This window comes from Achromobacter sp. UBA4530, from assembly GCF_002388205.1.
GTDB lineage: Bacteria > Pseudomonadota > Gammaproteobacteria > Burkholderiales > Burkholderiaceae_B > Achromobacter > Achromobacter animicus.
Genome location: NZ_DGMA01000005.1, coordinates 14,261 through 30,236 on the forward strand (window position 1 = coordinate 14,261; position 15,976 = coordinate 30,236).

The 15,976-nt window shown below is 60.1% G+C and carries 14 protein-coding genes; 4 read left to right on the forward strand and 10 right to left on the reverse strand.

Features of this window, described 5'->3' with window-relative positions:
- The first annotated feature begins 328 nt into the window (after positions 1-328).
- The 3 genes from B2W22_RS02950 to B2W22_RS02960 are packed head-to-tail and all read left to right on the forward strand — an operon-like array spanning position 329 to position 2,043.
- Complete coding sequence (locus tag B2W22_RS02950) at positions 329-964, forward strand: hypothetical protein (RefSeq protein WP_286936118.1); 636 nt, start codon at positions 329-331, stop codon at positions 962-964.
- Positions 965-1,017: 53 nt separating this feature from the next.
- Complete coding sequence (locus tag B2W22_RS02955; RefSeq protein WP_286936119.1) at positions 1,018-1,680, forward strand: SOS response-associated peptidase; 663 nt, start codon at positions 1,018-1,020, stop codon at positions 1,678-1,680.
- Positions 1,681-1,734: 54 nt separating this feature from the next.
- Positions 1,735-2,043, forward strand: a complete 309-nt coding sequence (locus B2W22_RS02960) for a hypothetical protein (protein WP_286936120.1) — start codon at positions 1,735-1,737, stop codon at positions 2,041-2,043.
- A 68-nt stretch (positions 2,044-2,111) separates the two neighbouring features.
- Here B2W22_RS02960 and B2W22_RS28495 read toward each other — a convergent pair whose 3' ends face one another.
- Positions 2,112-3,287, reverse strand: a complete 1,176-nt coding sequence (locus tag B2W22_RS28495) for a hypothetical protein (RefSeq protein WP_414631934.1) — start codon at positions 3,285-3,287, stop codon at positions 2,112-2,114.
- Positions 3,288-4,412: 1,125 nt separating this feature from the next.
- Between B2W22_RS28495 and B2W22_RS02970 the strand changes: the two genes are divergently transcribed.
- Positions 4,413-4,730 (forward strand): hypothetical protein, encoded by a 318-nt coding sequence (locus B2W22_RS02970; RefSeq protein ID WP_286936122.1) that lies wholly within the window; start codon positions 4,413-4,415, stop codon positions 4,728-4,730.
- Between the two features lie 7 nt (positions 4,731-4,737).
- Here the strand turns inward: B2W22_RS02970 and B2W22_RS02975 are convergent, their stop codons facing one another.
- The 9 genes from B2W22_RS02975 to B2W22_RS03015 all read right to left on the reverse strand — a co-directional run bounded on the left by B2W22_RS02975 (position 4,738) and on the right by B2W22_RS03015 (position 15,974).
- Positions 4,738-5,262 (reverse strand): DUF2514 family protein, encoded by a 525-nt coding sequence (locus B2W22_RS02975; protein WP_286936123.1) that lies wholly within the window; start codon positions 5,260-5,262, stop codon positions 4,738-4,740.
- Entirely contained in the window at positions 5,241-5,729 is a 489-nt protein-coding gene (locus B2W22_RS02980) for a lysozyme (RefSeq protein ID WP_286936124.1), read from the reverse strand. The genes B2W22_RS02975 and B2W22_RS02980 overlap by 22 nt, the downstream gene beginning before the upstream one ends.
- Positions 5,730-5,731: 2 nt before the next feature.
- Positions 5,732-6,016 carry a hypothetical protein gene (locus B2W22_RS02985; RefSeq protein ID WP_286936125.1) on the reverse strand — a complete coding sequence of 95 codons (285 nt, stop codon included), beginning with the start codon at positions 6,014-6,016 and terminating at the stop codon, positions 5,732-5,734.
- 150 nt (positions 6,017-6,166) lie between these two features.
- Positions 6,167-8,362, reverse strand: coding sequence for a right-handed parallel beta-helix repeat-containing protein (locus B2W22_RS02990; RefSeq protein WP_286936126.1), 2,196 nt, complete (start codon positions 8,360-8,362; stop codon positions 6,167-6,169).
- Positions 8,363-8,417: 55 nt separating this feature from the next.
- Entirely contained in the window at positions 8,418-11,057 is a 2,640-nt protein-coding gene (locus B2W22_RS02995) for a host specificity factor TipJ family phage tail protein (RefSeq protein ID WP_286936127.1), read from the reverse strand.
- Between the two features lie 378 nt (positions 11,058-11,435).
- Positions 11,436-11,906: a DUF1833 family protein gene (locus B2W22_RS03000; RefSeq protein WP_286936128.1), complete on the reverse strand. Its 471-nt coding sequence runs from the start codon at positions 11,904-11,906 to the stop codon at positions 11,436-11,438.
- A complete protein-coding gene (locus B2W22_RS03005; RefSeq protein WP_286936129.1) occupies positions 11,903-12,364 on the reverse strand; it encodes a hypothetical protein in 462 nt (153 codons plus the stop codon). Before B2W22_RS03005 ends, B2W22_RS03000 begins: the two co-directional genes overlap by 4 nt.
- 2 nt (positions 12,365-12,366) lie before the next feature.
- The gene (locus B2W22_RS03010) at positions 12,367-15,345 is read right to left on the reverse strand and encodes a tape measure protein (RefSeq protein WP_286936130.1); all 2,979 of its coding nucleotides are present in this window, start codon (positions 15,343-15,345) and stop codon (positions 12,367-12,369) included.
- Entirely contained in the window at positions 15,345-15,974 is a 630-nt protein-coding gene (locus B2W22_RS03015) for a DUF6246 family protein (protein WP_286936132.1), read from the reverse strand. Before B2W22_RS03015 ends, B2W22_RS03010 begins: the two co-directional genes overlap by 1 nt.
- Positions 15,975-15,976 lie beyond the last annotated feature (2 nt).

Sequence of the window (15,976 nt, forward strand, 5' to 3'; positions counted from 1 at the left end):
CGCAACCCGCCGCCAAGTCGTCCCGCCCCAGCTCAGCAACCCCTTCCCCGCCCCGATACAATCACGGGCATGAATTCCGCACTGCAAAACACCGCCGCCGACGCCCACACGGGCCATACTCCCATGATGCAACATCATGCGCGATAGTTCACCTAACGCTTTGACTTTCCACAGGTAATTGCGCTACACGTCTAATATTCTGTGCCCGCGTAGCACCCCGTAAGCCCGCATGTTTCCTAGTCGATTCTGCGAGTATTAGACGCAAGAAATGTCCTAATTCATCCACCTAGGCGGGACCCGATCACATCTGCACGAGAGACGCTAATCAATGGCACCTGACGATCACCACCCCATAGCTAGCGTCGAAGACGCCATCGGGGTTGCGAGAATTTGGAAACATGAGCGCGAGCTCGCCCACCGCGACTTCGAGCAGTTCGCTCGAGACTGGTTTGTGAACACTCCAGTCGAACACCGAGTGAGGATGCATTTGCGCTCCACGCTTCAATCGTTCGTTTCGGTCTGCAACCACTATTCAACAGAATGGGCCAGAAATTCTGTGCTTCTCGCAGATCTCACGAGCGACTGGAACCTGGAAACTGTGAAGCATCTGGCCGTCTTCAATGTCGCTGGCATTGCTGGAGCGGCGGCCCTGCTTACACACGCAGACTACGGTACCCAATTCACCACGAAGTTAGCTCTCCCGCTCTTTGCCGCAGGCTTGGTACTCGCTCTCATGACGTTCTGGACAAACATGCGCGGATATGCGCTTGCATTTGACCATGCAGAATCGCAGCGGCGCCGGGCCGCTTCTTCGGAGAGGTGGAGCGATGTCGAAGTGTTCTTGAAAGAGTACGAAGGGAAATTCAAACCTACGGACTGGTTCGATATCGCAGAGCGGACAGGATGGTCATCCGCAATTTTTGGGATTGCAGGTGTGTGCGGATTGGCCATCTCGCTTCTGTGAGTGGCGCCTCGTTAAATGCCGCGTCCCGCAGCGAGTAATAGGGAAACAATCACATGTGCAGCCACTACCAAACCCTGAAGGACGCCGAGCTGCTTCTGAAGAAGTTTGGCGTTACCCGGCCGGGCATACTCGGCAAGTACGACATGTGGCCGCGTTACCAGGGCGTGTTCGTCCGCCGCCCGCCGGAACATGACGCCGGCGACGAGGCCGTGCCCGGCATCGAAGCCGTTACGGGGCGGTGGGGCCTGATCTCCGGTTCGACACGGCCCGATGCGCTGGCTGGCGCTGAGAAGCTGTCGACCTTCAACGCGCGCGACGACCGAGTCGCCAACGCCTTCACCTTCCGCAATGCCTGGCGCCGGGCGCAGCATTGCATCATCCCTGCCGATGCCATCTTCGAACCCGACTGGCGATCCGGCAAAGCAGTGGCCACGCGCTTCACCCGGGCCGATGGCGCGCCGCTGGGTGTGGCCGGACTGTGGGATCGCTACCGCGACGCGGCCGGTCAATGGCAGGAGAGCTACACCATGCTCACCATCAACGCCGACCAGGATCCGCTGTTCCGCGACTACCACCAACCCAACAAAGAAAAACGAATGGTGGTGATCCTTCCCGAGGGCGCCTACGGTGATTGGCTAACCGCCAGCGCCGATCAAAGCCGCGACTTCCTCGTACCCTTCCCCTCCGAGAAGCTGCTCGCCACACCAATGACCTGACCCCGTTTCTGCTGCCATATACTGTATATTCATACAGCCTTATCGCAGCAGATCATGCTTTGCTCCGTCGTCCGCACCCATTACCTCGGCCAGAAGCGCCGGGACAATGACCCCGCTCCAGCCGCGACCGGCACGGTGCGGATGTACTCGATCACGCGCGAGGACATGCGGCGCCAGGTGCGCATCATGACGATGGATGGCCTAGCCAAGTTCGGCGCAACGGCGAAAGGACCGATACCCGACCTGCTTGAGCCCGAGCTGCTCACCTTCTGTTCGGATCGAGGGATGATGGTCTGCGGCTTCGAAGAGATCGACGGCCGGCGCTACTACCAGGGGTGGTGGATGCAGTGGGTGGATGGCTGAAACGGATCCACAGCGAAACGCGATGAAGACTTGCCCCTGGGTGCGGTCAGCCAGCACATTGACGAAGACTACGCCTTCTTGATTTGCCGATAGGAGGTTGGGAATTCCAAGATATCTTCGTAGCTGGAAATGGCCTCAAACGCAGCGGCAACCGACTGATCGGCGAGCGCGCGTATAGCGTTGGGATCCTTGCTCCACCAAGAAAGCTTGAGCAAGCTTTCGATAGTTTGCGGATCGAACCTAAAGCCCTCAGACACTCCGTTACCGGAGACAATCTCGTAAGGCAGCACGTCACGGCCAACGTAAGCATTGGGCAACACAACAGAACCGTTGCCGAGGGTGACCCCGCCCGCGATCACAGCGCCGTCGCCGATCTTGCAATCATGCCCCACAATGACACGACGCTTGGGCGCCGTGCTGGCCATAGCGTCCACGTTCAGTTGAACGGCAAAGTCGAAGAATGACGATTCGGAAAATGCACCAGTGTGGGAGGGGTCCGAACCGAGAGTTACGCGGCGCCCGATAGTGCAGTAGCGCCCAATCTCCACATAGGAGCGGATCACTCCGGAAAGCACACTAGACGCAAATCCGAGGTAGATAGTCCCTTGGACTTCCACGTCCGTTAGCCGGCTATTCGGCTCGGCGAACACGCACCAGGCGTTGCCTGCAATCCGTGACAATGCCGGCTCAATAGCGCGCACCTCACTACCCTTGCGGAACCGTTGAACCGGTTTGGGAAGACGCCCCGTTTTCAAAAACTCATCGACCAGCACTTTGAGGCGCCGGGAGATCGACAACAATTGCGAAGGCGAATAATGCCGCGGATCTTTCATCAAAGTGGCAAAGGGTTCCATCTCGTAGATATCTAGGACGGCAAGCTGATCATTAGCTGCTGCGGCATCTCGCCAAATCTTGTTGAATGCGGCGAACATCTCCGGTGAGAAAGCTGAATCCACCGCAGTGAAATTTTCCGGAGGCAGTAGAGAAATCGCCGCTCCACCTTCGGGTATCGATCGGACGAACAACTGAACCGCACGCGTGTAATCTGCCACCGTTGGGGCAACCTTCCAGTACGTCGACGAGTAATCGTTAAACGCCCCATAAATGGACAGCTGTTTAAACCCATCGTCTGGAACCCCCTTGTTAAATAGGGAGCCGATGCTGAAAACTCGGGGCCAATTGTCCCAATCGACTCCCGGCAAACCAAGGTAATGCGCAATTGAGCCGCTCTGGCAGTTCGCCATGATCCGGACGGGCAATGCCTCGCCGGTCTCATCTTGGCCAGCCGAAATTTCCTTGAACTCTGCAGAATCCACCGTAAGAAACTTGATCCAGGGCGTCGGGCTGCTAGCGACGGGCATTTGGTCCAAGTCTTTGAAGTGCCGTTGAAGATGTGAAGCAAGGGCCGCTTCAATTCCCATGTTCATGACGCGGCAAGAGAAAGCGAAATGGGCGAGCTTCTTGCGTCGCTCGACCGCAGCGAAGCCTACCAGTCCGTAGTAGCCATACTTGTCCCAAACGAAGACACTGAAGGTGTCATGCAGGGTACTTTGGGCGATGTACTCCGGCATTGAGCCGTCAGGCACCCGAGACTTCAGGAAGTTCAGCTGGTTGGTCCGGTTGATGAGCTCCTCAATACGCTTGGCAAATCGCAGATTGTCCGTACGTTCAACGATGCAAACTTTGATTTCGCACGTCGCAAGAAACTCCTCATTGGAGCCCAGAGCGAGCCGTTGAGCGTCACCTCGCTTCTGCTCCAGTATTCGGTACTCCTCGACTCGAGACTTCTTCTTTCCGCCGTACGCCTGAAGGACGGCCCTGAGCAGCTCGTTAGTCTCTGCTGTCGTCGCGTCAACAACCCGGATTGACTCGTTCGCGTGCTCAACCTCGCGCAGGTTCAAGTGATTGTCATCAATGAAAATTACGTCTGGGGCTCTGAGCTGCATGTCCTTAATAATGCGCTGAACCAGCGCACCTTTCGGTTCAAACGCAATCTCCGGAAACACGAAAAGATCCCATAGCCCCTTCTTTTCGAGCACCGCCTTCGCACGCGCGAAGTCGTTCTTGGAGCAGATGGAATTGACCACTCCACAAGCATTAAGAGCCTTGATGAGTTCCACCCGCTCGTCGATCACCTCGACTTCGTCGCCCTCAGCCAACGTGCCGTTCCACAAGGTGTCGTCCAAGTCCCAGATGACCAACTTCGCCTTCATCGCCGTTCCTTTATAATTTTGAGCAGCGATGCCGATTGGGGCCACGTCGAAGCCTTGCACTTACTCACTGCTGAATCGTGACGAAGTGTAGGTATGCCACAGTGCTAGGTCAAGCCAACGGTTCAAGCCACTTCAAATTTAGGAAAGCAGCCAGGAATGGGCCAAACCATTAACGTGGATTTCGACCTCATCAAGGCTGCTATCGCAGAGCTTCGAATTTCAAACTCGAAGCCACAAGCCGCCGTGGCAAGCGCATTGGAGGCCGTTGTTGCCACGATGCCAGACGGTACAGCGCCCGCGCTGTTCAGTCATTACGAAGCGATGGCGATAGACGCTGCTTTGGCGCGCTTCGGAGTCAATTCATTTCTGTGCGAATTTTCCACCGACAAGGACGTACGAGATGCAATAGCATCCCTATGCAAAGTGGTGCGAGAACGAGTACCGGCACCGGAAGCAATTTCAGACGTCGAGTGAGCAACGTCTATCTAGGGTTCAGCGAGTCATAGATCGATTCGCATGTCATACCCGCTAATCTGGCACGGTCTGCAATTCCCGCAAGTTTTTCAGCTCGGAAGCTAACCCGGTCGAGCATGTAGGCGAGCAGATCAACGGAGTCGGCTCCTGGCGAGCTTCCGATGGTAAGGGCGGGATCGCGGCCTGCTGCGACGGCAACCAGCGTGTTGGCACGCTCGAGCAGCCCGCTACGCTCTGAACGAGCGCGAGCAGCATCAGCGAGAGCAGCATCTGCCAGCTTCTTTGCATCATCACGAGCTTTCTCCACGGCAGCGGTGCGCCGCCTTTCTTCGACTCGAGCCGCTTCGACAGCGGCAGCTATAGCCAGGGCGTTGGCTTCCCGCTCCTTGGCGAAGTTGGCGTTTGCCCGTGCCAGCGCGGCTTCACCGCGCCATCCCTGTGCTGCCCAGGCCGCGGCACCAGCAAGCAAAGCGCTCGCCAGCGCCGCGGCGGCGTAGACCCTCCAGCCTGTCACTGCTGCAAGCAGACCCATGTATTGGCCTCCCTGCGCGTAACGAGGCCTGGCAACGTCACTAGCACACCGTGCTGGCGCCCTTTGACCCAGCGGTTAAGTTCGGCGCACCCACCGACATAGTCGCGTGCGTTGAACATGCGCCGCATCGTCGACGAGGCGAGATTGCCAGCGCCCAGGTTGTAGGTGAAGTCGATCAGCGCGGCGCGCTGCCAGTCGTTCAGCGGCACCGTGATCAGGCGGCGCACCGCGGCGTCTGCTTCCGCCAAGTCAGCATCGCGCCAGGCGTCGCACTCCGCATCTGTGTAGACCCGCTTTGGGTCGATGTCCGGCCCCGTGTGACCGTCGCATACGGTCAGCACGCCGACGGGATCGATGTATGGCTTGCCTCGCACCTTGCCCGGCTCGAAGTGCGCGACCAGCACGCCCGCGATGGCGATAGCGCCGGCGCTGCCCGCCGCCAGCAGCTTGCGTTTCAGGCTGCTCATAATCATTTGATACCCCTCCATGCCGAATAGGCAGTGATGATTGCCGTTCCGAGGCCCACGATGTAGGCCAACGGCTTTGCCACCCTGCCCAGTCCCTGCAGCACCTTGAACCCACCTGACAGCGCCTGGAACGTATCGACGATGTCCTGAGTGTTTTGTCGAATGGTCTCGATAGACGACGTATTGCGGGCCGTGGCTTCCGCGTTTTGGGCCATGTCCTGCTCCATCTGCACGACCCTCGCGTGCAGCGACTTGATAAAGGCGTCCGACAGATGTTCGTCAGCCATGGATTTCCCTTTGAAGCGACAACATCGCATCCCCGACAAACTAAGAAAATGGCCCACCGAGGTGGGCCTAATGGCATCAGCGCGCGTCTCCGCAAAGCGCGCATCCCAACGATCTGCGTGGCCTCGATTGCGTTGCGGAGAGCGACGCCATCAGAACCCCTGAACGCTGAAGAAGAACGCGCTGTCGACGGGCGCTCCCGTCTGATCACGGCTTGTGACGTCGACAGTTGACTCGTCCACAATCGCGCACGAGACGAGTCGTCCGGATGATCCCTTACTGACGGCCATCGGAATAAAAGTGCTGGTCGAGCTCGCCGCAGCCGTCAGCACGACACGAACTACACCCGTGCCCGTCTTCGTTACCGATGCAATGCCCTTTCCTGACACGAGTGCCGCCGATCCGCCATTGTTGACGTTGCCCCAAGCCAGAGGCTTCAGAACAAACTGGCTGTCCTGCCGAACAAACACGCCGCCTGCGTTGAAGTGAACGACATTGCCAAAGAACAGCAGACTGGCGCCGACCTTGAACCCGTACCCGGCCGTCGCGCTCGCCATTGAGATGGCCGTCATGCTGTCGGCGGCATCCGTCTTTCGGAACATCACCCCATCAATAACTCCCCGTTGAGGAGCTGCCTGCGCCTGAATGGCAACGCAGTTACCCAGCGTGGAAACCGCAATGTCCGCGATCATGCCGCCGGTGATGGATATGTCCTCAACCGTTCCCTGCAGATTGATCCCACTGCGCAGCCCCCCAATGATGGTGTTGCCGTCAAGGACAACATGCCGGTAGTTGCTGACTACTAGGTTTCCGTCTCTCGTGTCCTCTCCGAATCCGGTGATGTAGTTACCGCTCAGCTCCAGATCTTGGCCGATGTTGGTATCCGTGGCGTCGTTGGCTACCGCAAAGATCCCGCTTCGGTTACCCGCCGCGTTTGAAGCATCCGCAATGATGATGTTGCCGCGGCACTTGATGCGACGAGGGGGAGCAAAGCCCTGCGTCGCCGTGAAACCACCTTTGTCAATCCCAATCCCGATGTGCGCGTTGCGAATCACGTTATCAACGAAGAGGATATCCGTGCCGCCATGGGTATCCAGCGCCTTCCAAGTTCGACAGTTCCGCACCACGTTCAGCGCAATCTGGCCGTACGCAGTTGTCCGGTATACATCTATCGACCCGTCCAGCGCTGCGCTTCGATAGATTCGCGTGGCGGTGATCCCATAGACGTTGTTGTTAGGGTCGACTCCCTCGGCGGGGAAGCCCGGGGCCATGTTGTCGATATAGTTCTGCGACGCCAGGAAATTTCGGACCCCATACATCCGCAATCCGTCTCGGCCGCAGTTCAGCATCTTGCAGCCGATAACCTGTAGCTGGTCAATTTGATCTGCCAAGACTCCGGACTGCCCCCAGCCGTCGAACACGCAATCCCGAACTTTAATGTTTGACGACGTCGAAGAAGGCGTGACGGCGGGGTTATTCGGCCAGTTGGGGTTGTTGTAGAAGTACTGATCGTAGCGCCCCGAAATACTTACGCCGATAGATCGGTATACGGGCAGGACCGCTGCCCCATAGAACGGCCCCCGGAATTCGATGCCGCTGATTTCAATGCCGTCACTCCCCACGTCCACCCGTAGGCCGCAGTTCTCGTTTCCGACAGAGATTGTCGCCGCCGCATCGTAGTTGGGCTGAACGATCACCGCGCCATGGCCAATCACTTTCGTTCCGGAGCGGACCGTCGGGCCATTACCGCCCCAGCGGTATGTGCCCTTGGGAAACAGGACAACGGGATGGCCGGCATCGAGCGCCCGTTGCACCGCCGCCGTATCGTCAACCACGCCATCACCCACGGCGCCAAAGTCTCTGACGCTCACAGTGTCGCGTAGCTTGGCAAGCGTGGTCCGGGCGGTGGCGCCCACTCCGTCTTGCACAAAGCCGACAAGCCCCGCACCACTTCCGGAAGCGGAGGCGGCAGCCAGTTCTTGGCGCAGCGCAGCGTCGCCCACGGACACGAACGACGAGCCTTCGTCTTCCCATTCTCCGGAAGTCGTGTAGGGAAGCTCAAGCGCAGCCGCAGCACGCCACAGTTCTCCGTCTTTTCGAAAGATCTGATTTCGGGACAAGATCAACATGCCCACTGCATATTCGCCCAGGTCCTGATATCCGGAGTTAAGCAGGAAACGCTGGATCGCCTCTTCCGCTCCATGCCAGGAGAGGCGCAGGTGCCCCAGCCGGTCCTCCCAGTACTCGGCGGCGCGGTCATTCATCGCTGTGTCGAAATTCTCCGCGTTGTCGTACAGATCCTTCACGGACACGCTGCCCAGAGGATTGCCAGTTCGATAGGTCGTCATTCGTTGGCCCAAAAAAATGGGCCCCATGAAGGGGCCCTAGTTGATGCAATATCGGTTACGCAGGTGGAAGCTGGTTGTCTGAGGCGTATACGCGCGGGTCGTAATTCACAGCTGTCACGGAGACCTCGAAACTTCCTCGCGGATTGACCGCAGTTATCAGGGCGGGAAAGGTGAAGTTGTCCGCGGTACCGAAGTACAGGTGCGGAAGCTCTTGGCTTAAAGTGATCGCCGGCCAGGGCGCTGGTACCGCGGCGCGGACTTCGTACTCGTCCGAACCCGGCGCCGCGTTGAACGGTCCGACCATCTTTCCGTCCGGTCGTCGGTAAGCGACGATGTGCTGGGCACCCTCCTCCCACACCAGCGGCTCGCTGCTGCGGAGAACCGCGATGCCGGCGACGCCTGGCCTGATGTCAACCAGCAATGCGCTTTGACCGTAGCCCGGGTCGGAACCGAACAAGGCGACGCGGTCGAGGTAGTTACTGTTTAGCGCGTCCAGTTCGGTCGAGAACGAGTACTCCTTACGCCGATAGAAATGGGCCCGGCGCCGCCGCATACCAATCCGCCAGGCACGCGTTCGATCCGTCACCCCGTCAAGGGTCACTTTCTCAACCTTGGCCCCCAAATCGCCCGGCAGTCGGCACTGCACCGTCTCCTTAGCCCAAGTCGAACCGTCGACGTACTCCACGTCCACACCGTCGTAGTCCGTAATGGCAGAGTGGCTGGAGATATTGCGTCGTAGCGACCCGGTCATGTTCTGGGGAGAGTAGGACTGTTCCCACGTGGTTTGAACGTCCTCGCGCACGGGTCGGACAAGCCCGTCCCCACACGTGAACTCGCCCATACCGGCACCGAAGGCAACCTGCAGCGCCTCCTTCACCGTTGTTGCGTCAAAGACGTAGTCCAGCGTGTCGCCGCGGGCGGTCCAGATTGCATGCAGCCGCACCATCTCGGCCATGTCGATTTGGCTATCCGGCACGCCCGAAGAATTGAGGATGTATCGCGCGAACGCGCTGATGTCGCGTGTGGGTTGCGGTGCCGTCCATGTCCCATTAGGGAGCAGCGTGGGAAGCACACGAGTCGGCGTCACGTTAATCTGGTTCTCGCTCTGCGCGCCAAGCTTTCCCCCGCTGCGCAGCGCGACGGCTAGGGTTGTCCACCTGGGGTAGCGCCAAAAGTCAGGCAAACGGGCTTTAAGGCCGTACCACTGGCATTTGTCCTGCACTTGGGTGCTGGTTGACTGCGCACCCACGCGCCGCACGCGTACAGCCGGCGCCATCGGCGCTATCGCAAACTGCTCCGTGAACCCGATTTGGTCGACCGTAGCGTCTGAGAACGTGCGAGAAATCGTGACGCGCGGGCCTCCTGCGACGTTTCTGTACTGGTACTCGACACTCACGGAGCGGGGCTCGACATCTCCGTCGTCAGACAAGTAGCACAACCCTTGCGGAAAAAAGACGTCCATTTCGAGCGTCGTCGTGATCTGCCCGGGCGGCGTGGCAACAAACTCGCTGCTCCATTCGCCATACACGGGGCCTCCCACGAATACCACCGAGGTGGCTACGTTCTCGGGCCCTTGGAAGCCGCCGGGAGAAACGGCAATGGAGTCGTCACCGGTCGACGTGATCGTCCTTACGATATCGGCGCCAAACGTGTATTCGCGTGTGCCCGGTGTGACGCGAATGTGCGTGCCGTCCACCGGACTTGCAAAAGTCAACGTATAAATACCGCCGCCCGCGTCGTTGACAATCTCGTCAACCTTCCAAGTGGTGTCTTCGACTTGCACCTGCATCGACTCACTAACCCCGCCCAGATGCCCGAAATAGCCAGTGAACTCACTCGCGGGCCCGAGAATCGGGTCGGGGTCGCCATCAACGATGGTGTACAGGCGCGGGTAGGCTAGGCGCACAGTGGTGCCTTGCCCCCATCCAGATGGGAACAGGCCTTCGGGACGCGTAACGGTGTCGCCGTTTAGCACGTAATACGCCGGGTCCGTATTGGTTCTGTTCGCTGGTTCCGTTGTCATCTCAAGACCCGCGGTGCCCGAGGACGTGCCTCCAACCTCTGATGTCGTGTGCCAGATCTGCGCAGCTTCGATGGCCGAAAGGTCCGCATTGGGAGGGAACACCCCGTACCACGCATCCTCGCCCAGTTGACCGAACGGCGTAGAGCCAACCTTGACGTCCCCGTCCGCCAACTGGTACTCGCCGGGGCCGATGTTGGCCAGGAACACAAGCCACTGCTCGCGCTTGTTGACGAAGTACCGTCGCGGTGGAGTGAGGTAGTCCACGAAACGCCGGTACGTCCCCGCTGGCTCCGGAACGGCGCTCGCCAGTTTCGCTGTGTTGGCCTTGCCTTGAGACGCCTTGAGCTCGGTGCCCTGCGGCGTCTCCGTAGACCCAGCCGCCTTGGACCTTCCGCCCAGGAAGCTAAAGAGCTTGCCGATGATGGATCCAAGCGCTTTGAAGATGCCGCCCATCGGGACAATATTGATGCGCAGCACGGCATCAGATGGCAACGGCTTCGCCCAATCGTCACGCGGGAAAGGCACGCCGCCAACGTAAGCGGCAAAGCGCTGCACTTCGTACTCGCGCCACTGGGGAATGGTTGCATCGAGATAGCCTTCAAAATGGCCGTTCCATTCCAGCGATTCCAGGCACGTGTCCAGCGCCGGCGCCGAGTAGATTTCAATCCGCATAGTAGACAACCCTGGAATATCTGGCTTCAAACTGCTCGACCCTGGTCAGGCAGGGCCCGGTAGGCTTATCCGTCTCGAGGATACGAAGGCCCCCATTAACGTCCACTACCAATCCCACGTGCACGCAAACTCGGCCATGCCAGGCGGTCGCTACGTGACCCGGGGCCGGCGGCACGTCGTTCATATGATGTTCCCGTGCCACCCGGGCGACTTCGCGTGTTATGACCGGGATGAGCCCAGGCCGGGCGTCTGCGCACTCTGGCAGCAGCCGCGCGCCATAGAGCGCAACCCTTGCATCGCGGACCAGTCCATAGCAATCGTAATCCTTCGGCCCACGACCGCCCTCCGCATACCGCGTAAGCAAGAAGTGCTCGACCGTCATAGGTAACGAATTCCCGGCGCATTCTGGGCGGTGTACAGCTCCCGCGGCCAGCGCAGATTCAAGACGTCGAAGAAGCCCGCGCTCAACTGCGCCTCGCCATCCTGGAGTGATCCCCCGATCAGGTCCATTACATAAGGCCGCCGCGCGGGCTGGCTCTTATCGCTCTCGAGGTACTCGCGATACGTGATCTTTACCGCCTCGCCGGTCTCAAGCGCTTGATCAAAGTACTTCTGCACCAGGCTGTTGACACCAGCGACCCCAAAATTAAGCGTCTGCATGCCGGTTGTGTTCTTCGCCGGCAGCGAGATCGAAAGCGAACCGGCCTCAAACAACATGCCGCTCAAAACGTGGTCTTCGAATCCAGAACAGATTCGGATTGGCGCTTGCCCCGCTATCGCAATTTCGAGCGTAGGGATGATGAGTTCCCCGGCAGGCGCGCTCGCATAGACTTCGGCCAAGGTACTCATGTCTCCGGCCACTCCCGGTTCATCGCTAGGTCAAAGATCTCAGGATGAGCCAGGAAGCTCGGAAGGATCGTCCAATCATCCGAGATCAAAGGGCGCTCCCACACTTCGAGCGTGGCCGAATACTGCCACCGATCAACGCCCCAAGCGGTCGGGCCGTTGTACACGCCCGAGATTCTGCACACGAGTGCGACGTAGCCGAGGGGGTGTCGAAGCAGAATGTTGAACCATTCGGTGCCATCCTTCAGCGTCGCCTTGTACCAAAGCTCAAAAAGGCGAGCCTGCGCGCTCGTCATAATCCACGTCGCCGACCTCATCACGGGGACCGAACTGAACTTACGTCGCTGCCGAGCACGCCCAGATTCCATGTTCGTTCGCTGGTTGGGCGAGACGACCGAGTACTGGTTCGGCGCCCAAAGCGGTGCCGGCAATTCCTCCGGGTAATTAATATTGGTCTGCATCCCTACCGCCCTTGGCGAGTTGTGCCGTACGTCGACTCGATTGCCTGCGACATTTCCCCGCCGCCTCGGATATCCGCCACGAACGCGTCTACGGTGAGAAACTGTCCGTCACGAGTCTGTGAAACTTCACCCGCGCGCGACCGATCCTCGATCAGGTTGATATTGACCATCGGCCATCCCTGCGCCGAACCTTCGCCACCGGTGGCGTCACGGTTGCTGACCACCTCACCCCGACGGTTGGGCAACATGAACTGCTGCCCATTTGCGGCGTTGAACACCTCAGGCTGTCCGTTCTCGTTGATGCGATACATCTTCGCCGCATCGACTCCGCCGCCGTACAGACGCCCACCGCCGCTAACCATTGCAAGGCCTTCGGCCAAGCCTACCGTGGAGGCGATGCCTGCCATCGCCGGCGCGGAATTCGCCCCAAACGATGCGAGCGAAGCGAGTGCAGCCGGAACCGCCCAAGCGGTTGCCAGGGTCGCAGCCTGGGCAATGCCGAACGCTGTGGCCGCGGTGCCGGCAGCTTTGCCCATGATCAGGTTTTTGACGTACTGGATGCCCATCTGCACCAGCGCAGCAACGCCCTGCTTGAGAATTGCGCCGGCCAGCGCCTTGATGGCATCTTCGCCGCTGGTGGCACCCGTAGCGATACCCACGAGCGTGTCTGTCGCGCTTGCCCCGAGTTGGTCCAGGCTGGACATCAGCAACTCGTTCCAGCCAGACTGGCGCCGAAAGTTCTCTTCCTGAAGAAATCGCGACCGCTCGTCATACGCGGTTTCGGCTTGGGCTTTCAACTCCAGGTAGCGCTGGTCTTCGAGCAGCTTCGCTTCGTTGAGCTTGCGCAGGGTCTCAATCTGGGTCTGGAACTCCATCTGCGCGCCGGCAATAGGATCGACTTGGCCGAGCAGCTTCTTGTTCTGCTCAGCCTCGTTTACCTTCCCGATCGCGCGCGCCAGCGCCTCGACCTGCTCGACTTGCTCGGGCGTTGCGAACGGGTTCAGCGCGGCCCGCGCCTTGACCACTTCCAGCTCGGTGCCCGCAAGCCCCGCTTCATAAAGCGCCGTGGCCAGGCCGTCGATTACCTTCTGGTTCTCCTTGGCGGCCTCGGTCGACTTTTTGGTGCTCGACTCCCCAGCCTTCTGGGCCTGCTCAAGCGTGTAGATCTCGGAAGCCAGACGCTCAGCTTCAGCGCGCTCCTCCTTGGTGGCGTTCGCCCCGAGTTTCTGGATGGCAGCCAAGCGCGCGCGTGCATCGCCGGTGAGCTTAGCCAGCGCCAGTTCATCGCGCATGCCTTGCAGGCGTTTAGCGACTTCCGGATCCGCATCCGCCGGCGCCGCTGGCCCGGAACTCGTGCGCTCGCGCGGCTTCTGATTGTTGAGTTTGTCCTGCAGTTCGTACAGCTTCTGCAGCCGGGTATTGACCTCCTCAAGATTGGCCCTCTGCTCCACCAACGTCTTGTTGGCATTGCTTAACCCCTCGGCTCCGATATTGGCCCCGCGCTGCTGGGCCGCGGTCAGGGCGTCAATATCCTTGGTGAGGCCAGCCACCGACTGCGCTGCCTCACGAGCCTCCTGCTCGACCAGTTGAATCGCATCGCCAACTTGGACGCGGCGAAGGTCAAGCTGCGCTTGCGTCAGATTGTCGACGGCATCGGCCAACTGCTCGACGTTCGGCGCGGCTTTCTTGGCGTTGTCTCCGAAGAGAAGCACGCTCGCTGCAGCGGTAGCGAGCAGGCCGACGATCCCGGCGGGGCCGCCCAAGATCGACACTAGCCCGGTTCCAGCTGCGGTAGCCGCGCGTTGAGCCGCAGCAAGCGCCGTCTGAGCAACGCGATGCGCATTTGCCGCAGCAGTCGAAGCCGCCAGCGAGCCGCCGAGGCGCACCTGAGCGGCGGCTTGACCTGCCGCCGCCGCAGCTGCTCTCTCATTGGCAACCGCCTGCTGCAAAGCGGCCGCGGCTTGATCACGAGCCGCCAGCGCGGCCTTGGCGCTCGCCACGACTGAACCGGTCATGCCGGCGATGTACTTAGCGGCTGCACCTGCCCCGATGGCAAGCAGCGCAGAGACCACCGTGTTCAGGTTGCCAGCCAGCGCCAGCACTGCCTGCGACAGCACACCGGTAGCGCCCGATGACCGGTTCGCCTCACCCACCAGCGCCGACAGGTTGTTGCGCAGCGCGGTAAAGGCGTCCTTGATCGTGGTCGCCATCCCGTCCGCCGCCTTGCGGTTGTCGTCCAGCGAAGTGCGGAGACCTTCGGACAACTGGCGCGCGGTTAACTGCCCGCTCACGCCCAGCTTGCGGACCTCTTCAGCAGTCAGCCCAGCCGCCGTGGCGACATCGCCCACAACGGTCGGGATGGCGGCCAGGATGGTCTCCCAGGCGTCAGCTTCGACTTTGCCCTTGTTCAGGACCTTGCTGAAGGCGTCCGTTGCGCTTTTTGCCCGATCCACGCTTGTAGCGTTCTTCACGAACGAATACGAAAGCGAGTCCGTCACATCAAGCGCCGCTTCCGTGTCGTACCCCATCGACTTCAGGGCCGCCGACGTGCGGATATAGACCTCTTGCGCCTCAGCGAGCGAACGATAAGTCTTGTTGGCCGTTTCCAGGAGACGCGACTGCACCGTGTTGTACTCGGCGGTGCTCGATGTCGCCATCTGCACCCGCTCGGCCATCTCGTTGTACGCCTCAGCCATCTGGATCAGGCTGGAGACGCCTTGCAGCGACACGAGGCCGGCCAGAAGGCCAGTCAGGCCCCTGAGTGCAGATGAGGATACGGTGGCTTCGCGACCGAGCCCCTTGACCGCCGCCGCGGTCTTGGTCATCTGGAACTGGGCCTGGTTGGCCGCCTTGTCCGTCTGATCAAACCGCTTGTTCATTTTATCCAGGGTCGAATCGACACTGGTGGAGCTATTGACGAGCTTCGACGTGTCGGCCTCTACCTCGTAGTAGATCGCCCCGACATTCATTCCGCCTGCCATCAGTTAACCCCTTTCGCTGCCCTACGCTTTGCTTCGATCTTGTCAAACCACGCCATGGTGGCGTCGTGCTGCTCTTTTGTGGGCGCCTTGGCGCCCGGTGCGTTGCTCTCGGCCGGCGGGAACTTGGCCCGCAGCGCGCCGACCAGTCCGGTCATCGTCATATTCCATGCGTCGCGCTCTGACACGCCCAGGTGAGCCATGGCTATGGCCACATGGTCGCGCGCGATGAACTCTTTCACGTACACCGGCTCGTCGTCTCCCGGACGCCGCGGCAAGGGAGACAAGGCTCCAGTAATGCCGTGCTTCAGGAGGCAACGCGCGATCGGGACGACATGTTCATTCGGCGCGGCGCCAGGTACATACCGCAGCGTCCCTTCGCTCGTCTCGTAGGTGCCAAACAGCATGGAGGGGTCGCCGCCATCCTCCGTGCAGGCGTAGATGACGCCCAGGGCAGCCTGAAATAGTCGGCCAGCTTGGGCGTCATCGTCTGCCCTACCCATGACCGTAGCGAACGTCTCGACTATCTCGACCGGATCACCCAATCGGGACATCGCGTACAAGGAGGGTCGCAGGCGGACCGCCTGTTCGCCCGAGTACACGCCGACCTCGCCAATTTCGGTCAGGATCATGG